Origin of the sequence: Bacteroides mediterraneensis, from assembly GCF_025993685.1 — a bacterium.
Taxonomy (GTDB): domain Bacteria; phylum Bacteroidota; class Bacteroidia; order Bacteroidales; family Bacteroidaceae; genus Phocaeicola; species Phocaeicola mediterraneensis_A.
Genome location: NZ_DAJPEN010000001.1, coordinates 3,666,422 through 3,682,474, shown reverse-complemented (window position 1 = coordinate 3,682,474; position 16,053 = coordinate 3,666,422). Strand labels below are relative to the sequence as shown.

30 protein-coding genes are annotated in these 16,053 nt (G+C 40.4%); all 30 read left to right on the top strand.

Annotated features, from left to right (window positions below):
- The 30 genes from rpsG to rpsD all read left to right on the top strand — a co-directional run bounded on the left by rpsG (position 1) and on the right by rpsD (position 16,052).
- Positions 1 to 477 carry a 30S ribosomal protein S7 gene (gene rpsG, locus OIM59_RS15795; RefSeq protein WP_072543761.1) on the top strand — a complete coding sequence of 159 codons (477 nt, stop codon included), beginning with the start codon at positions 1 to 3 and terminating at the stop codon, positions 475 to 477.
- A gap of 32 nt (positions 478 to 509) precedes the next feature.
- On the top strand, positions 510 to 2,627 hold the full coding sequence (gene fusA / locus OIM59_RS15790; RefSeq protein WP_072543762.1) for an elongation factor G: 2,118 nt from the start codon (positions 510 to 512) through the stop codon (positions 2,625 to 2,627).
- Positions 2,628 to 2,720: 93 nt separating this feature from the next.
- Entirely contained in the window at positions 2,721 to 3,026 is a 306-nt protein-coding gene (gene rpsJ / locus OIM59_RS15785; RefSeq protein ID WP_002558075.1) for a 30S ribosomal protein S10, read from the top strand.
- Positions 3,027 to 3,046: 20 nt separating this feature from the next.
- Positions 3,047 to 3,664, top strand: coding sequence for a 50S ribosomal protein L3 (gene rplC / locus OIM59_RS15780; RefSeq protein WP_007559391.1), 618 nt, complete (start codon positions 3,047 to 3,049; stop codon positions 3,662 to 3,664).
- Positions 3,664 to 4,293 (top strand): 50S ribosomal protein L4, encoded by a 630-nt coding sequence (gene rplD, locus OIM59_RS15775; RefSeq protein ID WP_299170753.1) that lies wholly within the window; start codon positions 3,664 to 3,666, stop codon positions 4,291 to 4,293. Before rplC ends, rplD begins: the two co-directional genes overlap by 1 nt.
- Before the next feature lie 20 nt (positions 4,294 to 4,313).
- Positions 4,314 to 4,604: a 50S ribosomal protein L23 gene (gene rplW, locus OIM59_RS15770; protein WP_007559388.1), complete on the top strand. Its 291-nt coding sequence runs from the start codon at positions 4,314 to 4,316 to the stop codon at positions 4,602 to 4,604.
- A gap of 7 nt (positions 4,605 to 4,611) precedes the next feature.
- A complete protein-coding gene (gene rplB / locus OIM59_RS15765; RefSeq protein WP_072529631.1) occupies positions 4,612 to 5,433 on the top strand; it encodes a 50S ribosomal protein L2 in 822 nt (273 codons plus the stop codon).
- 25 nt (positions 5,434 to 5,458) lie between these two features.
- Positions 5,459 to 5,728 (top strand): 30S ribosomal protein S19, encoded by a 270-nt coding sequence (rpsS, locus tag OIM59_RS15760; protein WP_007559385.1) that lies wholly within the window; start codon positions 5,459 to 5,461, stop codon positions 5,726 to 5,728.
- Between the two features lie 38 nt (positions 5,729 to 5,766).
- The gene (rplV, locus tag OIM59_RS15755; protein WP_072543765.1) at positions 5,767 to 6,174 is read left to right on the top strand and encodes a 50S ribosomal protein L22; all 408 of its coding nucleotides are present in this window, start codon (positions 5,767 to 5,769) and stop codon (positions 6,172 to 6,174) included.
- A gap of 6 nt (positions 6,175 to 6,180) precedes the next feature.
- Positions 6,181 to 6,912 carry a 30S ribosomal protein S3 gene (gene rpsC, locus OIM59_RS15750; protein WP_072543766.1) on the top strand — a complete coding sequence of 244 codons (732 nt, stop codon included), beginning with the start codon at positions 6,181 to 6,183 and terminating at the stop codon, positions 6,910 to 6,912.
- Between the two features lie 20 nt (positions 6,913 to 6,932).
- Positions 6,933 to 7,364 (top strand): 50S ribosomal protein L16, encoded by a 432-nt coding sequence (rplP, locus tag OIM59_RS15745; RefSeq protein WP_013617999.1) that lies wholly within the window; start codon positions 6,933 to 6,935, stop codon positions 7,362 to 7,364.
- A 5-nt stretch (positions 7,365 to 7,369) separates the two neighbouring features.
- Positions 7,370 to 7,564, top strand: coding sequence for a 50S ribosomal protein L29 (gene rpmC / locus OIM59_RS15740; protein WP_007559379.1), 195 nt, complete (start codon positions 7,370 to 7,372; stop codon positions 7,562 to 7,564).
- Between the two features lie 11 nt (positions 7,565 to 7,575).
- Positions 7,576 to 7,833 (top strand): 30S ribosomal protein S17, encoded by a 258-nt coding sequence (gene rpsQ, locus OIM59_RS15735; protein ID WP_072544105.1) that lies wholly within the window; start codon positions 7,576 to 7,578, stop codon positions 7,831 to 7,833.
- Positions 7,834 to 7,835: 2 nt separating this feature from the next.
- Positions 7,836 to 8,201, top strand: coding sequence for a 50S ribosomal protein L14 (gene rplN, locus OIM59_RS15730; protein WP_007559377.1), 366 nt, complete (start codon positions 7,836 to 7,838; stop codon positions 8,199 to 8,201).
- Between the two features lie 20 nt (positions 8,202 to 8,221).
- Positions 8,222 to 8,545, top strand: a complete 324-nt coding sequence (gene rplX / locus OIM59_RS15725; RefSeq protein ID WP_072543767.1) for a 50S ribosomal protein L24 — start codon at positions 8,222 to 8,224, stop codon at positions 8,543 to 8,545.
- The gene (gene rplE, locus OIM59_RS15720) at positions 8,545 to 9,102 is read left to right on the top strand and encodes a 50S ribosomal protein L5 (protein WP_007559375.1); all 558 of its coding nucleotides are present in this window, start codon (positions 8,545 to 8,547) and stop codon (positions 9,100 to 9,102) included. Before rplX ends, rplE begins: the two co-directional genes overlap by 1 nt.
- 6 nt (positions 9,103 to 9,108) lie before the next feature.
- Positions 9,109 to 9,408, top strand: a complete 300-nt coding sequence (gene rpsN, locus OIM59_RS15715; protein WP_148330619.1) for a 30S ribosomal protein S14 — start codon at positions 9,109 to 9,111, stop codon at positions 9,406 to 9,408.
- A 58-nt stretch (positions 9,409 to 9,466) separates the two neighbouring features.
- Positions 9,467 to 9,862: a 30S ribosomal protein S8 gene (gene rpsH / locus OIM59_RS15710; RefSeq protein ID WP_007559373.1), complete on the top strand. Its 396-nt coding sequence runs from the start codon at positions 9,467 to 9,469 to the stop codon at positions 9,860 to 9,862.
- Positions 9,863 to 9,879: 17 nt separating this feature from the next.
- Positions 9,880 to 10,449: a 50S ribosomal protein L6 gene (gene rplF / locus OIM59_RS15705; RefSeq protein WP_148330617.1), complete on the top strand. Its 570-nt coding sequence runs from the start codon at positions 9,880 to 9,882 to the stop codon at positions 10,447 to 10,449.
- Positions 10,450 to 10,470: 21 nt separating this feature from the next.
- On the top strand, positions 10,471 to 10,812 hold the full coding sequence (rplR, locus tag OIM59_RS15700; RefSeq protein ID WP_007559370.1) for a 50S ribosomal protein L18: 342 nt from the start codon (positions 10,471 to 10,473) through the stop codon (positions 10,810 to 10,812).
- Between the two features lie 6 nt (positions 10,813 to 10,818).
- Entirely contained in the window at positions 10,819 to 11,334 is a 516-nt protein-coding gene (gene rpsE, locus OIM59_RS15695; RefSeq protein ID WP_072543770.1) for a 30S ribosomal protein S5, read from the top strand.
- An 11-nt stretch (positions 11,335 to 11,345) separates the two neighbouring features.
- Positions 11,346 to 11,522 carry a 50S ribosomal protein L30 gene (rpmD, locus tag OIM59_RS15690; RefSeq protein ID WP_072543771.1) on the top strand — a complete coding sequence of 59 codons (177 nt, stop codon included), beginning with the start codon at positions 11,346 to 11,348 and terminating at the stop codon, positions 11,520 to 11,522.
- 30 nt (positions 11,523 to 11,552) lie between these two features.
- Positions 11,553 to 11,999, top strand: a complete 447-nt coding sequence (rplO, locus tag OIM59_RS15685; protein ID WP_072543772.1) for a 50S ribosomal protein L15 — start codon at positions 11,553 to 11,555, stop codon at positions 11,997 to 11,999.
- Positions 12,000 to 12,003: 4 nt separating this feature from the next.
- On the top strand, positions 12,004 to 13,350 hold the full coding sequence (secY, locus tag OIM59_RS15680; protein ID WP_299168256.1) for a preprotein translocase subunit SecY: 1,347 nt from the start codon (positions 12,004 to 12,006) through the stop codon (positions 13,348 to 13,350).
- 17 nt (positions 13,351 to 13,367) lie between these two features.
- The gene (gene map, locus OIM59_RS15675; RefSeq protein WP_303897644.1) at positions 13,368 to 14,165 is read left to right on the top strand and encodes a type I methionyl aminopeptidase; all 798 of its coding nucleotides are present in this window, start codon (positions 13,368 to 13,370) and stop codon (positions 14,163 to 14,165) included.
- A gap of 1 nt (position 14,166) precedes the next feature.
- Positions 14,167 to 14,385: a translation initiation factor IF-1 gene (gene infA, locus OIM59_RS15670; protein ID WP_002558052.1), complete on the top strand. Its 219-nt coding sequence runs from the start codon at positions 14,167 to 14,169 to the stop codon at positions 14,383 to 14,385.
- Between the two features lie 15 nt (positions 14,386 to 14,400).
- Positions 14,401 to 14,517, top strand: a complete 117-nt coding sequence (gene ykgO / locus OIM59_RS15665; RefSeq protein WP_002558051.1) for a type B 50S ribosomal protein L36 — start codon at positions 14,401 to 14,403, stop codon at positions 14,515 to 14,517.
- 33 nt (positions 14,518 to 14,550) lie between these two features.
- Positions 14,551 to 14,931 carry a 30S ribosomal protein S13 gene (gene rpsM / locus OIM59_RS15660; RefSeq protein ID WP_007559362.1) on the top strand — a complete coding sequence of 127 codons (381 nt, stop codon included), beginning with the start codon at positions 14,551 to 14,553 and terminating at the stop codon, positions 14,929 to 14,931.
- An 8-nt stretch (positions 14,932 to 14,939) separates the two neighbouring features.
- A complete protein-coding gene (rpsK, locus tag OIM59_RS15655; protein WP_007559359.1) occupies positions 14,940 to 15,329 on the top strand; it encodes a 30S ribosomal protein S11 in 390 nt (129 codons plus the stop codon).
- A gap of 117 nt (positions 15,330 to 15,446) precedes the next feature.
- Complete coding sequence (gene rpsD / locus OIM59_RS15650) at positions 15,447 to 16,052, top strand: 30S ribosomal protein S4 (protein ID WP_072543775.1); 606 nt, start codon at positions 15,447 to 15,449, stop codon at positions 16,050 to 16,052.
- Position 16,053 lies beyond the last annotated feature (1 nt).

Below are 16,053 nucleotides of genomic sequence, written 5' to 3'. Positions count from 1 at the left end.
ATGAGAAAAGCAAAACCAAAAAAACGTGTGATCCTTCCGGATCCGGTATTTAACGACCAGAAGGTTTCAAAATTCGTAAACCATCTGATGTATGATGGAAAGAAGAACACTTCTTATGAAATCTTCTACAATGCACTGAAAACAGTTGAAACCAAGCTGCCGGCTGAAGAAACTTCTGCTTTGGAGGTTTGGAAAAAGGCTCTTGATAATGTAACTCCGCAGCTGGAAGTAAAATCTCGCCGTATTGGTGGTGCTACTTTCCAGGTTCCTACAGAAATCCGTCCGGATCGTAAAGAATCAATTTCTATGAAGAATCTGATTGCTTTTGCTCGTAAGCGTGGAGGTAAGTCAATGGCTGATAAATTGGCAGCAGAAATCCTTGACGCATACAATGAGCAGGGTGGTGCTTTCAAACGTAAAGAGGATATGCACCGTATGGCTGAAGCTAACCGTGCATTTGCTCACTTCAGATTCTAATCGAGTAATTAATTAATTAAGACGGAATTAAAATGGCTAAACATGATTTGCATTTGACCCGTAACATCGGGATCATGGCGCACATCGATGCAGGTAAGACTACGACTTCTGAGCGTATCTTGTTCTACACAGGTTTGACTCACAAAATCGGTGAAGTTCACGATGGTGCTGCTACCATGGACTGGATGGAACAGGAACAGGAACGTGGTATTACTATTACATCTGCTGCCACAACTACTTATTGGAAGTATGCAGGTAATAAATATAAAATCAACTTGATTGATACTCCGGGACACGTGGACTTCACTGCGGAAGTAGAACGTTCTCTTCGTGTATTGGATGGTGCAGTTGCTACATATTGTGCTGTGGGTGGTGTAGAGCCTCAGTCAGAAACTGTATGGCGTCAGGCTGATAAATATAATGTTCCTCGTATCGGTTATGTAAATAAAATGGACCGTTCTGGTGCTGACTTTTTTGAAGTAGTTCGCCAGATGAAGGACGTGTTGGGCGCAAATCCTTGCCCGGTAGTAATTCCTATCGGTGCGGAAGAATCTTTCAAGGGAGTTGTCGACCTGATTAAGATGAAGGCTATCTTGTGGCACGATGAAACAATGGGTGCTGACTATGATGTAGAAGAAATTCCTGCAAACTTGGTTGATGAAGCCAATGAGTGGAGAGACAAAATGTTGGAAAAGGTGGCTGAATTCGATGAAGCCTTGATGGAAAAATATTTTGACGATCCTTCTACTATCACTGAAGAGGAAATCTTGCGTGCTCTGCGTGCCGGAACTCTGAAGATGGAAATTGTCCCGATGTTGTGTGGTTCTTCATTCAAGAACAAAGGTGTACAGACATTGTTGGATTATGTATGTGCATTCTTGCCTTCTCCGCTGGATACTCCGAACATCGTGGGTACCAATCCGAATACAGGTGCTGAAGAGGACCGTAAACCGGATGAGGATGAAAAGACTGCTGCTTTGGCATTCAAGATTGCTACAGACCCGTATGTGGGCCGTCTGACTTTCTTCCGTGTTTACTCTGGTAAGATTGAAGCTGGTTCTTATATCTACAACTCTCGTTCAGGTAAGAAAGAACGTGTTTCTCGTCTGTTCCAGATGCACTCAAACAAGCAGAATCCGGTAGAAGTAATCAGTGCTGGTGATATCGGTGCTGGTGTAGGTTTCAAGGATATCCGTACAGGTGATACATTGTGTGACGAAACTGCTCCGATTGTATTGGAATCTATGGACTTCCCGGAACCCGTTATCGGTATTGCAGTAGAGCCGAAGACTCAGAAAGATTTGGACAAGCTGTCTAACGGTTTGGCTAAGCTGGCTGAAGAAGACCCGACATTTACTGTACGTACAGATGAACAGACTGGACAGACTATCATCTCTGGTATGGGTGAGCTTCACTTGGATATCATCATCGACCGTCTGAAACGTGAGTTCAAGGTTGAATGTAACCAGGGTCGTCCGCAGGTTAACTATAAGGAAGCTATCACGAAGACTGTAGAATTGCGTGAAGTTTATAAGAAACAGTCTGGTGGTCGTGGTAAGTTCGCCGATATCATCGTATCTGTAGGTCCGGTTGACGAAGATTGGAAGCAGGGTGGTCTGCAGTTCATCGATGAAGTGAAGGGTGGTAATGTGCCTAAGGAATTTATTCCTTCTGTACAGAAAGGTTTCCAGACTGCTATGAAGAATGGTGTATTGGCCGGCTTCCCGCTCGATTCACTGAAGGTTGTGTTGAAGGATGGTTCTTTCCATCCGGTTGACTCTGACCAGTTGTCATTCGAAATCTGTGCTATCCAGGCATACAAGAATGCTTGTGTGAAAGCAGGTCCGGTTCTGATGGAACCGATTATGAAGCTGGAAGTGGTTACTCCGGAAGAGAACATGGGTGATGTTATCGGTGACTTGAACAAACGTCGTGGTCAGGTTGAAGGTATGGAAACAAGCCGTTCTGGCGCACGTATCGTGAAAGCTATGGTTCCGTTGGCTGAAATGTTCGGTTATGTAACAGCTTTGCGTACTATTACCTCAGGTCGTGCTACTTCTTCAATGAGTTACGATCACCACGCACAGGTTTCTAGCTCAATTGCTAAGACTGTATTGGAAGAAGTGAAAGGTCGCGTTGATTTGGTATAATAAACAATAGGACGGAAGTCGATGAGGGCTAGCGAATGACTCTTAGCCTTCAAGCTTCCTCCAGTTATTCATTTAATAATTTAATAAATAAACATGAGTCAGAAAATCAGAATTAAACTGAAATCTTACGATCACAACTTGGTAGACAAGTCAGCTGAAAAGATTGTAAGAACTGTGAAGGCTACAGGTGCCATCGTAAGTGGTCCGATTCCATTGCCTACACACAAGCGTATCTTTACTGTAAACCGTTCGACTTTCGTAAACAAGAAGTCACGTGAACAGTTTGAATTGTCTTCTTACAAGAGACTGATTGACATCTACAGCTCAACTGCAAAGACAGTAGATGCTTTGATGAAGTTGGAATTACCGAGTGGGGTAGAAGTAGAAATTAAAGTTTAATCAATTAAAAATTAACTGAAATGCCAGGATTATTAGGAAAGAAAATCGGAATGACATCCGTTTTCAGTGCTGATGGTAAGAATGTACCATGCACTGTTATCGAAGCTGGTCCTTGTGTAGTTACTCAGATTAAGAGTGTAGAAAAAGATGGCTATGCAGCTGTTCAGGTAGGTTTCCAGGACAAAAAGGAAAAGCATACTACAAAACCGTTGATGGGTCACTTTAAGAAAGCTGGAGTAACTCCAAAGAGACACTTGGCCGAGTTCAAAGATTTCTCAGAAGAATTGAATTTAGGTGACACTATCACTGTGGAATTGTTCAATGACACTGCTTATGTAGATGTAATTGGAACTTCTAAGGGAAAAGGTTTCCAGGGTGTTGTAAAACGTCATGGATTTGGTGGTGTAGGTCAGACTACTCACGGTCAGCACAACCGTGCTCGTAAGCCGGGTTCTATCGGTGCTTGTTCTTACCCTGCAAAAGTATTCAAAGGAATGCGTATGGGTGGCCAAATGGGTGGTGACAGAGTGACTACTCACAACTTACAGGTATTAAAAGTGATTCCTGAACACAACCTGCTGTTGATTAAAGGTTCTGTTCCGGGTTGTAAAGGTTCAATCGTAATAATTGAGAAATAATGGAAGTTAACGTTTTAAATATCAAGGGTGAAGAAACCGGAAGAAAGGTGGCTTTGAATGAGGCTATCTTCGGAATCACTCCAAATGATCACGCTATCTATCTGGATGTAAAACAGTATATGGCTAATCAGCGCCAGGGTACTCACAAGTCTAAGGAAAGAAGCGAAATCAGTGGCTCTACTCGTAAATTAGGCCGTCAGAAAGGTGGTGGCGGTGCACGTCGTGGTGATATCAACTCTCCAGTATTGGTGGGTGGTGCTCGTGTATTCGGTCCGAAACCTCGTGACTATTGGTTCAAACTGAACAAGAAAGTGAAGACTCTGGCTCGTAAGTCTGCTTTGGCATATAAAGCTCAGGCTAACAGCATCGTGGTGGTTGAAGACTTCACTTTTGAAGCTCCTAAGACTAAAGAATTCGTAAACGTTGTGAATAATCTTAAAGTGGCTGGTAAAAAGCTACTTATGGTTTTGCCGGAAGCAAATAAAAACGTATATTTGTCTGCTCGTAACTTAGAGCGTACAAATCTTGCAATTGCTTCTGCGCTGAATACATACTCTGTATTGAACGCAGAAACTCTTGTTGTGACAGAAAGTGCATTGAAAGCTATCGAGGAAACCTTAGTGAAATAATTAAAGGAGGCTGAAGTAATATGGGAATGATTATTAAACCGTTGGTTACAGAAAAGATGACGGCAATATCTGAAAAGTTCAACCGCTTTGGATTTATTGTCCGTCCTGAAGCTAACAAGTTAGAAATTAAGCGTGAAATCGAAGCTATGTATAACGTGACTGTAGTGGATGTGAATACAATCCGTTACGCGGGTAAGAACAAGAGCCGTTATACTAAGTCTGGTCTTATCAATGGCCGTACGAATGCATATAAGAAAGCAATCGTCACATTGAAAGAAGGTGATACTATTGATTTTTATAGCAATATTTAAATAAAAGATGGCAGTACGTAAATTTAAGCCCACAACACCGGGGCAGAGACACAAAATTATTGGTACTTTTGAAGAAATTACTGCATCGGTACCAGAAAAATCTCTTGTATATGGAAAGCGTTCTACGGGTGGTCGTAACCACGTAGGTAAAATGACAATGCGCTATATCGGTGGCGGTCATAAGAGAAAATTCCGTATTATCGATTTCAAGAGAAATAAAGACGGTGTTCCAGCAGTCGTTAAAACCATTGAATATGATCCGAACCGTTCGGCTCGTATTGCTTTGTTGTTTTATGCTGATGGTGAAAAAAGATATATCATTGCTCCTAATGGATTGCAAGTAGGTAGTACTTTGATGTCTGGAGCGAATGCGGCGCCTGAGATTGGTAACGCACTTCCTCTTGAAAACATCCCCGTAGGTACGGTAATTCACAACATTGAATTGCGTCCGGGACAGGGTGCTGCTTTGGTAAGATCGGCTGGTAACTTTGCTCAGTTGACTTCTCGTGAGGGTAAGTATTGTGTAATCAAATTGCCTTCAGGTGAAGTAAGACAGATTTTAAGTGCTTGTAAAGCTACTATCGGTAGTGTGGGTAATTCTGACCACGCTTTGGAAGCTTCTGGTAAGGCAGGTCGCTCTCGTTGGTTGGGCCGTCGTCCTCATAACCGTGGTGTTGTTATGAACCCTGTGGATCACCCGATGGGTGGTGGTGAAGGACGTCAGTCAGGAGGTCACCCGAGATCACGTACAGGCTTGTATGCTAAGGGCTTGAAGACAAGAGCACCTAAGAAACAGTCTTCTAAATATATTATAGAAAGAAGAAAGTAATAACAACTGATTAATTGAGTAATTTATGAGTCGTTCATTAAAAAAAGGTCCATATATTAATGTAAAACTGGAAAACAAGGTGCTCGCTATGAATGAGAGCGGCAAGAAGTCAGTTGTTAAGACATGGGCTAGAGCTTCAATGATTTCGCCTGATTTTGTTGGGCATACAATTGCAGTTCATAACGGAAACAAATTTATTCCTGTTTACGTTACTGAAAACATGGTTGGTCATAAGTTGGGGGAATTTGCTCCGACACGTACTTTCCGTGGTCATGCAGGTAACAAGAAAAAATAATAACAGGACGCATATTTGAAATAATAAAGTAATAAATAATGGGAGCAAGAAAAAAAATATCGGCTGATAAGAGAAAAGAAGCCCTTAAAACCATGTATTTTGCAAAATTGCAAAATGTGCCTACTTCTCCGCGTAAAATGCGTCTCGTGGCTGACATGATTCGCGGTATGGAGGTGAACAGAGCACTTGGTGTTTTGAAGTTTTCTTCTAAAGAAGCTTCTGCTAGAGTGGAAAAACTGTTACGCTCTGCTATTGCTAACTGGGAACAGAAAAACGAACGCAAAGCTGAAGACGGCGAATTGTTTGTAACTAAGATTTATGTTGACGGGGGAGCAACCTTGAAAAGAATGAGACCGGCTCCGCAGGGTAGAGGTTACAGAATTCGTAAACGCTCAAATCATGTGACTTTGTTCGTTGATGCTAAGAATACTAATGATAAAAATTAAGAGTAGATGGGACAGAAAGTTAATCCGATAAGCAACCGTTTAGGAATTATCAGAGGATGGGATTCTAATTGGTACGGTGGCAAGAATTATGGTGACGCTTTGCTGGAAGACAGCAAAATTCGTAAATATCTGAATGCCAGACTTGCAAAAGCCAGCGTTTCTAGAATCGTTATTGAACGTACTCTGAAATTGGTGACAATTACTGTATGTACTGCTCGTCCGGGTATTATCATTGGTAAAGGTGGTCAGGAAGTTGATAAGTTGAAAGAGGAATTGAAGAAGATCACCGACAAGGATATCCAGATTAATATCTTTGAAGTAAAGAGACCGGAACTTGACGCTGTAATCGTTGCGAACAACATCGCTCGTCAGGTAGAAGGCAAAATCGCTTACCGTCGCGCTATCAAGATGGCAATTGCCAATACAATGCGCATGGGAGCTGAAGGTATCAAAGTGCTGATTTCTGGTCGTTTGAACGGAGCTGAAATGGCACGTTCTGAAATGTATAAGGAAGGTCGTACTCCATTGCATACTTTCCGTGCAGATATTGACTATTGTCATGCAGAAGCTTTGACTAAGGTCGGTTTGCTGGGTATTAAGGTATGGATTTGCCGTGGAGAAGTTTATGGAAAACGTGAGTTGGCTCCTAACTTCACTCAGAGCAAAGAAAATAGCCGTGGTGGAAACGGTAACAATGGTGGAAAGAATTTCCGTAGAAAGAAAAACAACAATCGCTAACGATTTGAATTTTAGGAATTATGTTACAACCGAAAAAAACAAAATTCAGAAGACAGCAGAAAGGTAGCGCTAAAGGTAACGCCCAGAGAGGTCATCAGTTGGCTTTTGGTACTTTTGGTATCAAATCTCTTCAGACTAAGTGGATTACTGGTCGTCAGATTGAAGCAGCTCGTATTGCTGTAACAAGATATATGCAGCGTCAGGGTCAGATTTGGATCCGCATTTTCCCGGATAAACCTATTACTCGTAAGCCAGCTGATGTACGTATGGGTAAAGGTAAAGGTAATCCGGAAGGTTTCGTGGCTCCTGTAACTCCGGGTCGTATTTTGATCGAAGTTGAAGGTGTTTCTTTTGAAGTAGCTAAAGAAGCTTTGCGCCTCGCCGCACAGAAACTTCCTGTTACTACTAAGTTTATTGTTAGACGTGATTACGACGCAAGTCAAAATGCTTAATTGATATGAAGATTGCAGAAATTAGAGAAATAGCTACCAACGAATTGGCAGAAAGAATTCAGACTGAAGTTGCCAATTACAATCAAATGGTTTTGAATCATTCGATCTCTCCGCTGGAAAATCCTGCACAGATCAAGAAATTACGCAGAACAATTGCGCGTATGAAAGCAGAATTGCGTCAGAGAGAACTTAACAAATAATAATGGTCCTCATGGAAGCTAGAAATTTAAGAAAAGAAAGAACTGGTGTTGTAGTTAGCAATAAAATGGACAAGACCATTACTGTTGCGGCTAAGTTTAAGGAAAAACACCCTATTTATGGTAAATTCGTGTCTAAAACGAAAAAATACCATGCTCATGACGAAAAGAATGAATGCCAGGTTGGCGATACTGTTCGCATCATGGAAACTCGTCCTTTGAGTAAAACTAAGAGATGGAGATTGATTGAAATTATTGAAAGAGCTAAGTAATTATGATACAAGCAGAATCCAGACTTACAGTATGTGACAACAGTGGCGCAAAAGAAGCTCTTTGTATCCGCGTATTAGGCGGTACAAAGAGACGTTATGCCTCTGTTGGGGATGTTATTGTAGTTTCAATAAAGAGTGTTATCCCCTCAAGTGATATTAAAAAAGGTGCAGTCTCAAAGGCCTTGATTGTACGTACAAAGAAAGAAATCCGTCGTGCTGATGGTTCTTACATTCGTTTTGATGACAATGCTTGCGTGTTGTTGAACAACGCAGGTGAAATTAGAGGAAGTCGTATTTTTGGCCCGGTTGCGAGAGAGTTGCGTAATGCAAACATGAAAGTGGTTTCACTTGCACCTGAAGTACTTTAATTTTGTAAAAGAGTTAAGTAATGAGTAAATTACATATTAAAAAAGGCGATACAGTTTACGTAAACTCTGGCGAAGACAAGGGTAAAACTGGCCGCGTGTTGAAGGTTCTTGTTAAAGAAGGACGTGCAGTGGTAGAAGGTATCAACATGGTATCTAAGAGTACCAAACCGAATGCAAAGAATCCTCAGGGTGGTATTGTGAAGCAGGAAGCTCCTATTCACATCTCTAACCTGAATCCGGTAGATCCGAAAACAGGAAAACCGACTCGTGTAGGTAGAAGAGAAAGTTCTGATGGAAGAACATTTGTTCGTTATGCTAAAAAATCAGGAGAGGAGATTAAATAATGAGTAATACTGCTAGCCTTAAGAAAGAATATGCAGAGCGCATTGCTCCTGCTTTGAAGAATCAATTCCAGTATTCTTCATCTATGCAAATCCCTGTACTTAAGAAGATTGTTATCAATCAAGGTTTGGGTATGGCGGTTGCTGACAAGAAAATCATTGATGTAGCAATCAATGAATTGACTGCTATTACAGGACAGAAAGCTGTAGCAACTGTTTCTCGTAAAGATATCGCAAACTTTAAATTGCGTAAGAAAATGCCAATCGGTGTGATGGTAACATTGCGTCGTGAAAGAATGTATGAGTTCCTTGAAAAATTGGTTCGTGTGGCTTTGCCGCGTATCCGTGACTTTAAGGGTATTGAAAGCAAGTTCGACGGAAGAGGTAACTATACACTGGGTATTCAGGAACAGATTATTTTCCCTGAAATCAACATTGACAGCATTACCAAGATTTTGGGTATGAACATTACTTTCGTAACTTCTGCCCAGACTGACGAAGAAGGTTATGCTTTGTTGAAGGAATTCGGATTACCGTTTAAAAACGCTAAAAAAGATTGATAAGTTATGGCAAAAGAATCAATGAAAGCTCGTGAAGTAAGAAGAGCTAAACTTGTTGCTAAATATGCTGAGAAGCGTGCTGCGTTGAAGAAGATTGTAAATTCTGGTGATCCTGCTGAAGCTTTTGAGGCTGCTCAGAAGCTGCAGGCTCTGCCTAAGAACGCTAATCCTATTCGTTTACACAACCGTTGTAAGTTGACTGGACGTCCAAAAGGATATATCCGTCAGTTCGGTATTTCACGTATTCAGTTCCGTGAAATGGCTTCAAACGGTTTGATTCCTGGCGTTAAGAAAGCAAGCTGGTAAATAATTTTTTTATTAAATATTGTCAGGGTAGTCCTGATTAATTTAACAATTAGTTTTTATGACAGATCCTATCGCAGATTATCTCACTAGATTGAGAAATGCAATTAGTGCTAAGCACAGAGTGGTGGAAGTGCCTGCTTCAAACTTGAAAAAGGAGATTACAAAGATCCTTTTCGACAAAGGGTACATCCTGAACTACAAGTTTGTTGAAGATGGTCCTCAGGGTACTATCAAGGTGGCTTTGAAGTATGATGCAGTTAACAAGGTTAACGCAATCAAGAAGCTTGAAAGAGTATCTACTCCGGGTATGCGTAAGTATACCGGTTACAAAGACATGCCGAGAGTTATTAATGGATTAGGTATTGCTATTATATCTACTTCCAAAGGTGTTATGACAGACAAGGAAGCTGCTGAGCTGAAGATTGGCGGTGAAGTTCTTTGCTATGTATATTAATGTTAGGAGGATAAGCAATGTCAAGAATTGGTAAATTACCCATTAGTATCCCTGCTGGAGTAACAGTTACTCTGAAGGATAATGTAGTAAATGTAAAAGGACCTAAAGGTGAGTTGAGTCAGTTTGTAAATCCTGCTATCAGCGTAGAAATTGCAGACGGACACGTGGTGTTGAAAGAAAATGAAGATGCGATGCTTGATAACCTGAAACAGCGTCATGCATTCCATGGTTTGTATCGTGCATTGATCCACAACATGGTTGTAGGTGTTTCTGAAGGTTATAAGAAAGAATTAGAGCTGGTCGGTGTAGGTTACCGTGCTTCTAATAACGGTAATATCATTGATTTCGCTTTAGGTTATACGCATAATATTTTTATGCAGTTGCCTCCTGAAATCAAGGTGGAAACTAAATCTGAAAGAAATAAGAACCCTCTTATCATATTGGAATCTTGTGACAAACAGCTGCTTGGTCAGGTTTGTTCAAAAATACGTTCTTTCCGTAAGCCTGAACCTTATAAAGGAAAAGGTATTAAGTTTGTTGGTGAAGAAATTCGTAGAAAGTCTGGTAAGTCAGCTGGCGCTAAATAATTCACATAAAATCGTACAATTATGACAACAAAAATAGAAAGACGCATTAAGATTAAATATAGAGTACGCAACAAGATTTCAGGTACTGCTGAACGTCCGCGTATGAGTGTGTTTAGAAGTAACAAGCAGATTTATGTTCAGGTTATCGACGATTTAAGTGGTAAGACATTGGTAGCTGCTTCTTCTTTGGGCATGGAAGCTATGCCGAAAAAGGAACAGGCTGCAAAGGTTGGTGAGCTGATTGCAAAGAAAGCTCAGGAAGCTGGTATTACGACTGTCGTATTCGACCGTAATGGTTACTTGTATCATGGGAGAGTAAAAGAAGTAGCTGATGCTGCTCGTAACGGTGGACTTAAATTTTAATGAATTATGGCAGTTAATAATAGAGTTAAGATCACTAACGATATAGAATTAAAAGATAGACTGGTTGCAATCAACCGTGTTACTAAGGTTACAAAAGGTGGTAGAACTTTTAGCTTCTCTGCTATTGTGGTGGTTGGTAACGAAGACGGTATTATTGGTTGGGGCCTTGGTAAAGCAGGTGAAGTTACAGCTGCAATTGCAAAAGGTGTTGAAGCTGCTAAGAAGAATCTGACTCGTGTTCCGGTATTGAAAGGTACTGTTCCTCACGAACAGTCTGCTAAGTTTGGCGGTGCTGAAGTATTTATCAAGCCTGCTTCGACTGGTACAGGTGTGGTAGCTGGTGGTGCAATGCGTGCCGTTTTGGAGAGTGTTGGTGTTACTGATGTCTTAGCTAAGTCTAAGGGTTCATCAAATCCTCACAATCTGGTAAAAGCTACTATCTTGGCTTTGGGTGAAATGAGAGATGCTCGCATGGTAGCTCAGAACAGAGGTGTAAGTTTGGATAAAGTATTTAGAGGATAAGGAGGAAATTTATGGCAACTATTAAGATTAAACAAGTAAAAAGTAGAATTGGTGCTCCGGCTGATCAGAAAAGAACATTGGATGCGCTTGGTCTCCATAAATTGAATCGTGTAGTTGAACACGAAGAGACTCCTTCAATTCTGGGTATGATTGAAAAGGTTAAACACCTGGTTGCAATCGTTAAGTAATATATTGTTAACAATAAAGGATCTTACAATATGAAGTTAAATAATTTACGTCCTGCAGAAGGTTCTGTCAAAACTAGAAAAAGAGTTGGTCGTGGTGCTGGTTCAGGTTTAGGCGGTACTTCTACAAGAGGACATAAAGGAGCAAAATCAAGATCTGGCTATTCAAAGAAGATTGGTTTCGAAGGTGGTCAGATGCCGCTTCAACGTCGTGTTCCAAAATTTGGTTTTAAGAATATTAACCGTGTAGAATACAAAGCAATTAATCTTGACACTATTCAGAAATTGGCTGAAGCCAAGAATCTGTCTAAGGTTGGCATTAATGATTTGATTGAAGCTGGTTTCGTTTCTTCTAATCAATTAGTGAAAGTTCTTGGTAACGGTAGTTTAACTACTAAGCTTGATGTAGAAGCAAATGCTTTTTCTAAGAGCGCGGTAGCTGCAATCGAAGCCGTTGGTGGTAATGCAGTAAAACTCTGATTCAATGATAAAATCTATTGAAACATTAAAGAATATATGGAATATTGAGGATCTGAGAAAACGGATCCTCATTACTATATTGTTTGTTGCAATTTATCGATTCGGTTCTTATATCGTATTGCCAGGTATTAATCCTGACATGTTGTCTAAATTGCATGAACAGACGAGTGAAGGTCTTCTTGCCTTGTTGAATATGTTTTCTGGTGGTGCTTTTTCAAACGCATCTATCTTTGCACTTGGAATCATGCCGTATATCTCTGCATCCATTGTGATTCAGTTGTTGGCAATAGCTGTACCTTATTTCCAGAAACTGCAGCGTGAGGGTGAAAGCGGTCGTCGAAAGATTAATCAGTATACTCGTATCCTGACAATCATTATTTTGATTTTCCAAGCTCCATCTTATCTGATCAACTTGAAAATGCAGGCAGGGCCTGCCCTTAATGCTTCATTAGATTGGACTTTCTTTATTATTACTTCAACTATCATTCTGGCAGCAGGTAGTATGTTTATCCTGTGGCTTGGGGAAAGAATTACTGATAAGGGAATTGGTAATGGTATCTCATTGATTATTATGGTGGGTATTATTGCACGTCTTCCTCAGTCTTTCTCGGGTGAGTTCGTTTCACGACTCGCTTCTCCGGGTGCAGGTGGTATTATTATGTTCTTGATTGAACTGGTATGTTTGCTGGCAGTGATAGCTGCTGCTATCTTGTTGGTACAAGGTGTACGTAAAGTACCTGTACAATATGCGAAGCGTATTGTGGGCAATAAGCAATATGGCGGTGCTAGACAGTATATCCCTTTGAAAGTGAATGCGGCTAATGTGATGCCTATCATTTTTGCTCAGGCTATCATGTTTATTCCGATTACAATTGTTGGATATTCTAACATTGACAATGCGAGTGGCATTGCCCGTGCTTTAATTGATCATACAGGTTTTTGGTATAACCTTATCTTTGCGGTATTGATTATTCTTTTCACTTATTTTTATACTGCAATAACCATCAATACCACTCAGATGGCAGAAGATATGAAGAGAAATAACGGTTTTATTCCGGGAATAAAGCCGGGTAAGAATACAGCAGAATATTTGGATGTAATCATGTCCCGTATTACTCTGCCGGGTTCTATATTCTTGGCTATTATTGCTATTTTGCCTGCATTTGCCGGTCTTTTTGGCGTTCAAGCTGAATTTGCACAGTTCTTTGGTGGTACATCGTTGCTGATTCTTGTAGGTGTGGTCTTGGATACCTTGCAGCAAGTTGAAAGTCATTTGTTGATGCGCCATTATGATGGATTGTTGAGTTCTGGTAGAATTAAAGGACGGTCTGGTAATGTGGCTGCTTATTAAAAAAATACTTGTCTCGAATGATATTTCTAAAGACAGATGATGAAATAGAGTTGCTTCGTCAGAGTAATCTCCTGGTAGGGAGGACTCTGGCTGAAGTGGCTAAAATGATAAAGCCTGGAGTTACGACGAAGCAGTTGGATAAAGTGGCAGAAGAGTTCATTCGCGATCATGGGGCAATTCCAACTTTTAAAGGATTCCCTAATCCTTATGGTTCTCCTTTTCCTGGTACACTTTGTACTTCGGTGAATGAACAGGTTGTGCATGGAATTCCCAATGATATACCTTTGAAAGATGGTGATATCGTTTCGGTTGACTGTGGTACTTTTATGAATGGCTTTTGTGGAGATTCTGCTTATACATTTTGTGTAGGGGAAGTAGATCCGGAGATTGTGAAATTATTGAAGGTCACGAAAGAATCTCTTTATAAAGGTATTGAAAATGCTGTTCATGGGAAGAGACTTGGAGATATAGGCTATGCGATTCAACAACATTGTGAAGCACAATCTTATGGTGTGGTTCGTGAGTTTGTGGGGCATGGTATTGGGAAAGAAATGCATGAAGATCCTCCAGTTCCAAATTACGGACGTCGTGGTACAGGTACATTGCTGAAAAAAGGAATGTGTATTGCAATCGAGCCGATGATTACGTTAGGTAATCGGCAAATTGTGATGGAAGACGACCGATGGACGATTCGTACAAGAGACCGGAAGTGTGCAGCTCACTTCGAACATACAGTAGCGGTCGGACTAGGAAAAGCTGATATATTATCATCATTTGAATTTATAGAACAAGTTTTAGGAGATAAAGCAATTTAATATGGCAAAGCAATCCGCAATAGAACAAGATGGAGTTATCGTTGAAGCATTGTCGAATGCAATGTTTCGTGTAGAGCTAGAAAACGGACATGAGATTACAGCTCATATTTCTGGCAAAATGAGAATGCATTACATTAAAATATTACCCGGAGATAAGGTAAGAGTCGAGATGTCTCCTTATGACTTATCTAAAGGAAGAATCGTTTTTAGATACAAATAAAAGAAAATATAAGATATGAAAGTAAGAGCATCATTAAAGAAACGTACGCCGGAATGCAAAATCGTTAGACGTAATGGCCGTTTGTATGTTATTAACAAGAAAAATCCTAAGTATAAACAACGTCAAGGATAATTTATTATTTTTGCAAAAAAAATAATTTAGTATATGGCTATAAGAATAGTTGGTGTAGATTTGCCTCAGAATAAAAGAGGTGAGATTGCGTTGACATACGTATATGGTATCGGACGCAGTAGTTCAGCAAAAATTTTGGATAAAGCAGGCGTAGATCGGGACCTGAAAGTTAAGGATTGGACTGATGATCAGGCTGCTAAGATTCGTGAAATCATTGGTGCTGAATACAAGGTGGAAGGTGATCTTCGTTCTGAAATCCAGTTGAACATTAAGCGATTAATGGATATTGGTTGCTACCGTGGTGTTCGTCACCGCTTGGGTCTGCCCGTAAGAGGTCAGAGCACAAAAAACAATGCTCGTACACGTAAGGGAAGAAAGAAAACAGTTGCAAATAAGAAAAAAGCTACTAAATAATTGTTAATATGGCAAAAAAAACAGTCGCAGCTAAAAAAAGAAATGTCAAGGTTGATGCTAATGGACAGTTGCACGTTCATTCTTCATTCAATAACATTATCGTTTCTTTGGCAAACAGCGAAGGCCAGATTATTGCATGGTCTTCTGCAGGTAAGATGGGATTTAGAGGTTCTAAGAAGAACACTCCTTATGCAGCTCAGATGGCTGCCCAAGATTGTGCAAAGGTGGCATACGATCTTGGCCTGAGAAAGGTAAAAGCTTATGTAAAGGGTCCTGGAAACGGACGTGAGTCTGCTATCAGAACTGTACACGGAGCTGGAATTGAAGTTACTGAAATTATTGATGTAACTCCATTGCCTCATAACGGTTGTCGTCCTCCGAAAAGAAGAAGAGTATAATAAAGATAACCAATTTAGATGTAACTTGATTTTGTTAAATAATGGATTGCAATTCCTTTCTGTAATCGCGGCTGCAACAAATTGAGTTCATGAATAACAATTAAATTAAGAAAGAAAATGGCTAGATATACTGGACCAAAAACTAGAATTGCACGTAAATTCGGTGAAGCAATCTTTGGAGCAGATAAAGTTTTGTCTAAGAAAAACTATCCTCCTGGACAACATGGTAACAATCGTCGCAGAAAAACTTCTGAATACGGTGTCATGTTGGCTGAAAAGCAGAAAGCTAAGTATACTTACGGAGTGTTGGAGAAACAATTCCGTAATATGTTTGAGAAAGCAGCAGGTATGAACGGTATTACAGGTGAAATCTTGCTGCAGAGCCTTGAATGTCGTCTGGATAACGTAGTGTTCCGTTTGGGTATCGCACCGACTCGTGCTGCCGCTCGTCAGCTTGTTGGTCACAAGCACATTACAGTAGATGGTAAGGTGGTTAATATTCCTTCTTTCTCTGTAAAACCGGGTCAGCTGGTAGGTGTTCGTGAAAAATCTAAGTCTTTGGAAGTTATTGCTAATTCATTGGCCGGATTTAATCACAGCAAATATCCTTGGTTGGAATGGGATGAAAACTCAAAGACTGGTAAGTTGTTGCATGTGCCTGAAAGAGCAGACATTCCTGAAAACATTAAAGAACACTTGATCGTTGAATTGTACTCTAAATAAT

Bases quoted from the DNA above. Each gene is read 5' to 3' on its own strand.
- rplN (WP_007559377.1), top strand. From the start codon at position 7,836: ATGATACAAGCAGAATCCAGACTTACAGTATGTGACAACAGTGGCGCA.
- map (WP_303897644.1), top strand. From the start codon at position 13,368: ATGATATTTCTAAAGACAGATGATGAAATAGAGTTGCTTCGTCAGAGT.
- rplR (WP_007559370.1), top strand. From the start codon at position 10,471: ATGACAACAAAAATAGAAAGACGCATTAAGATTAAATATAGAGTACGC.
- rpsK (WP_007559359.1), top strand. From the start codon at position 14,940: ATGGCAAAAAAAACAGTCGCAGCTAAAAAAAGAAATGTCAAGGTTGAT.
- rpsC (WP_072543766.1), top strand. From the start codon at position 6,181: ATGGGACAGAAAGTTAATCCGATAAGCAACCGTTTAGGAATTATCAGA.
- rplC (WP_007559391.1), top strand. From the start codon at position 3,047: ATGCCAGGATTATTAGGAAAGAAAATCGGAATGACATCCGTTTTCAGT.
- secY (WP_299168256.1), top strand. From the start codon at position 12,004: ATGATAAAATCTATTGAAACATTAAAGAATATATGGAATATTGAGGAT.
- rpsG (WP_072543761.1), top strand. From the start codon at position 1: ATGAGAAAAGCAAAACCAAAAAAACGTGTGATCCTTCCGGATCCGGTA.
- rpsM (WP_007559362.1), top strand. From the start codon at position 14,551: ATGGCTATAAGAATAGTTGGTGTAGATTTGCCTCAGAATAAAAGAGGT.
- rplB (WP_072529631.1), top strand. From the start codon at position 4,612: ATGGCAGTACGTAAATTTAAGCCCACAACACCGGGGCAGAGACACAAA.
- rplP (WP_013617999.1), top strand. From the start codon at position 6,933: ATGTTACAACCGAAAAAAACAAAATTCAGAAGACAGCAGAAAGGTAGC.
- rplO (WP_072543772.1), top strand. From the start codon at position 11,553: ATGAAGTTAAATAATTTACGTCCTGCAGAAGGTTCTGTCAAAACTAGA.
- rpsH (WP_007559373.1), top strand. From the start codon at position 9,467: ATGACAGATCCTATCGCAGATTATCTCACTAGATTGAGAAATGCAATT.
- ykgO (WP_002558051.1), top strand. From the start codon at position 14,401: ATGAAAGTAAGAGCATCATTAAAGAAACGTACGCCGGAATGCAAAATC.
- rpmD (WP_072543771.1), top strand. From the start codon at position 11,346: ATGGCAACTATTAAGATTAAACAAGTAAAAAGTAGAATTGGTGCTCCG.
- infA (WP_002558052.1), top strand. From the start codon at position 14,167: ATGGCAAAGCAATCCGCAATAGAACAAGATGGAGTTATCGTTGAAGCA.
- rplV (WP_072543765.1), top strand. From the start codon at position 5,767: ATGGGAGCAAGAAAAAAAATATCGGCTGATAAGAGAAAAGAAGCCCTT.
- rpmC (WP_007559379.1), top strand. From the start codon at position 7,370: ATGAAGATTGCAGAAATTAGAGAAATAGCTACCAACGAATTGGCAGAA.
- rpsD (WP_072543775.1), top strand. From the start codon at position 15,447: ATGGCTAGATATACTGGACCAAAAACTAGAATTGCACGTAAATTCGGT.
- rpsQ (WP_072544105.1), top strand. From the start codon at position 7,576: ATGGAAGCTAGAAATTTAAGAAAAGAAAGAACTGGTGTTGTAGTTAGC.
- rplD (WP_299170753.1), top strand. From the start codon at position 3,664: ATGGAAGTTAACGTTTTAAATATCAAGGGTGAAGAAACCGGAAGAAAG.
- rpsJ (WP_002558075.1), top strand. From the start codon at position 2,721: ATGAGTCAGAAAATCAGAATTAAACTGAAATCTTACGATCACAACTTG.
- rplF (WP_148330617.1), top strand. From the start codon at position 9,880: ATGTCAAGAATTGGTAAATTACCCATTAGTATCCCTGCTGGAGTAACA.
- rplX (WP_072543767.1), top strand. From the start codon at position 8,222: ATGAGTAAATTACATATTAAAAAAGGCGATACAGTTTACGTAAACTCT.
- rplW (WP_007559388.1), top strand. From the start codon at position 4,314: ATGGGAATGATTATTAAACCGTTGGTTACAGAAAAGATGACGGCAATA.
- fusA (WP_072543762.1), top strand. From the start codon at position 510: ATGGCTAAACATGATTTGCATTTGACCCGTAACATCGGGATCATGGCG.
- rpsE (WP_072543770.1), top strand. From the start codon at position 10,819: ATGGCAGTTAATAATAGAGTTAAGATCACTAACGATATAGAATTAAAA.
- rplE (WP_007559375.1), top strand. From the start codon at position 8,545: ATGAGTAATACTGCTAGCCTTAAGAAAGAATATGCAGAGCGCATTGCT.
- rpsS (WP_007559385.1), top strand. From the start codon at position 5,459: ATGAGTCGTTCATTAAAAAAAGGTCCATATATTAATGTAAAACTGGAA.
- rpsN (WP_148330619.1), top strand. From the start codon at position 9,109: ATGGCAAAAGAATCAATGAAAGCTCGTGAAGTAAGAAGAGCTAAACTT.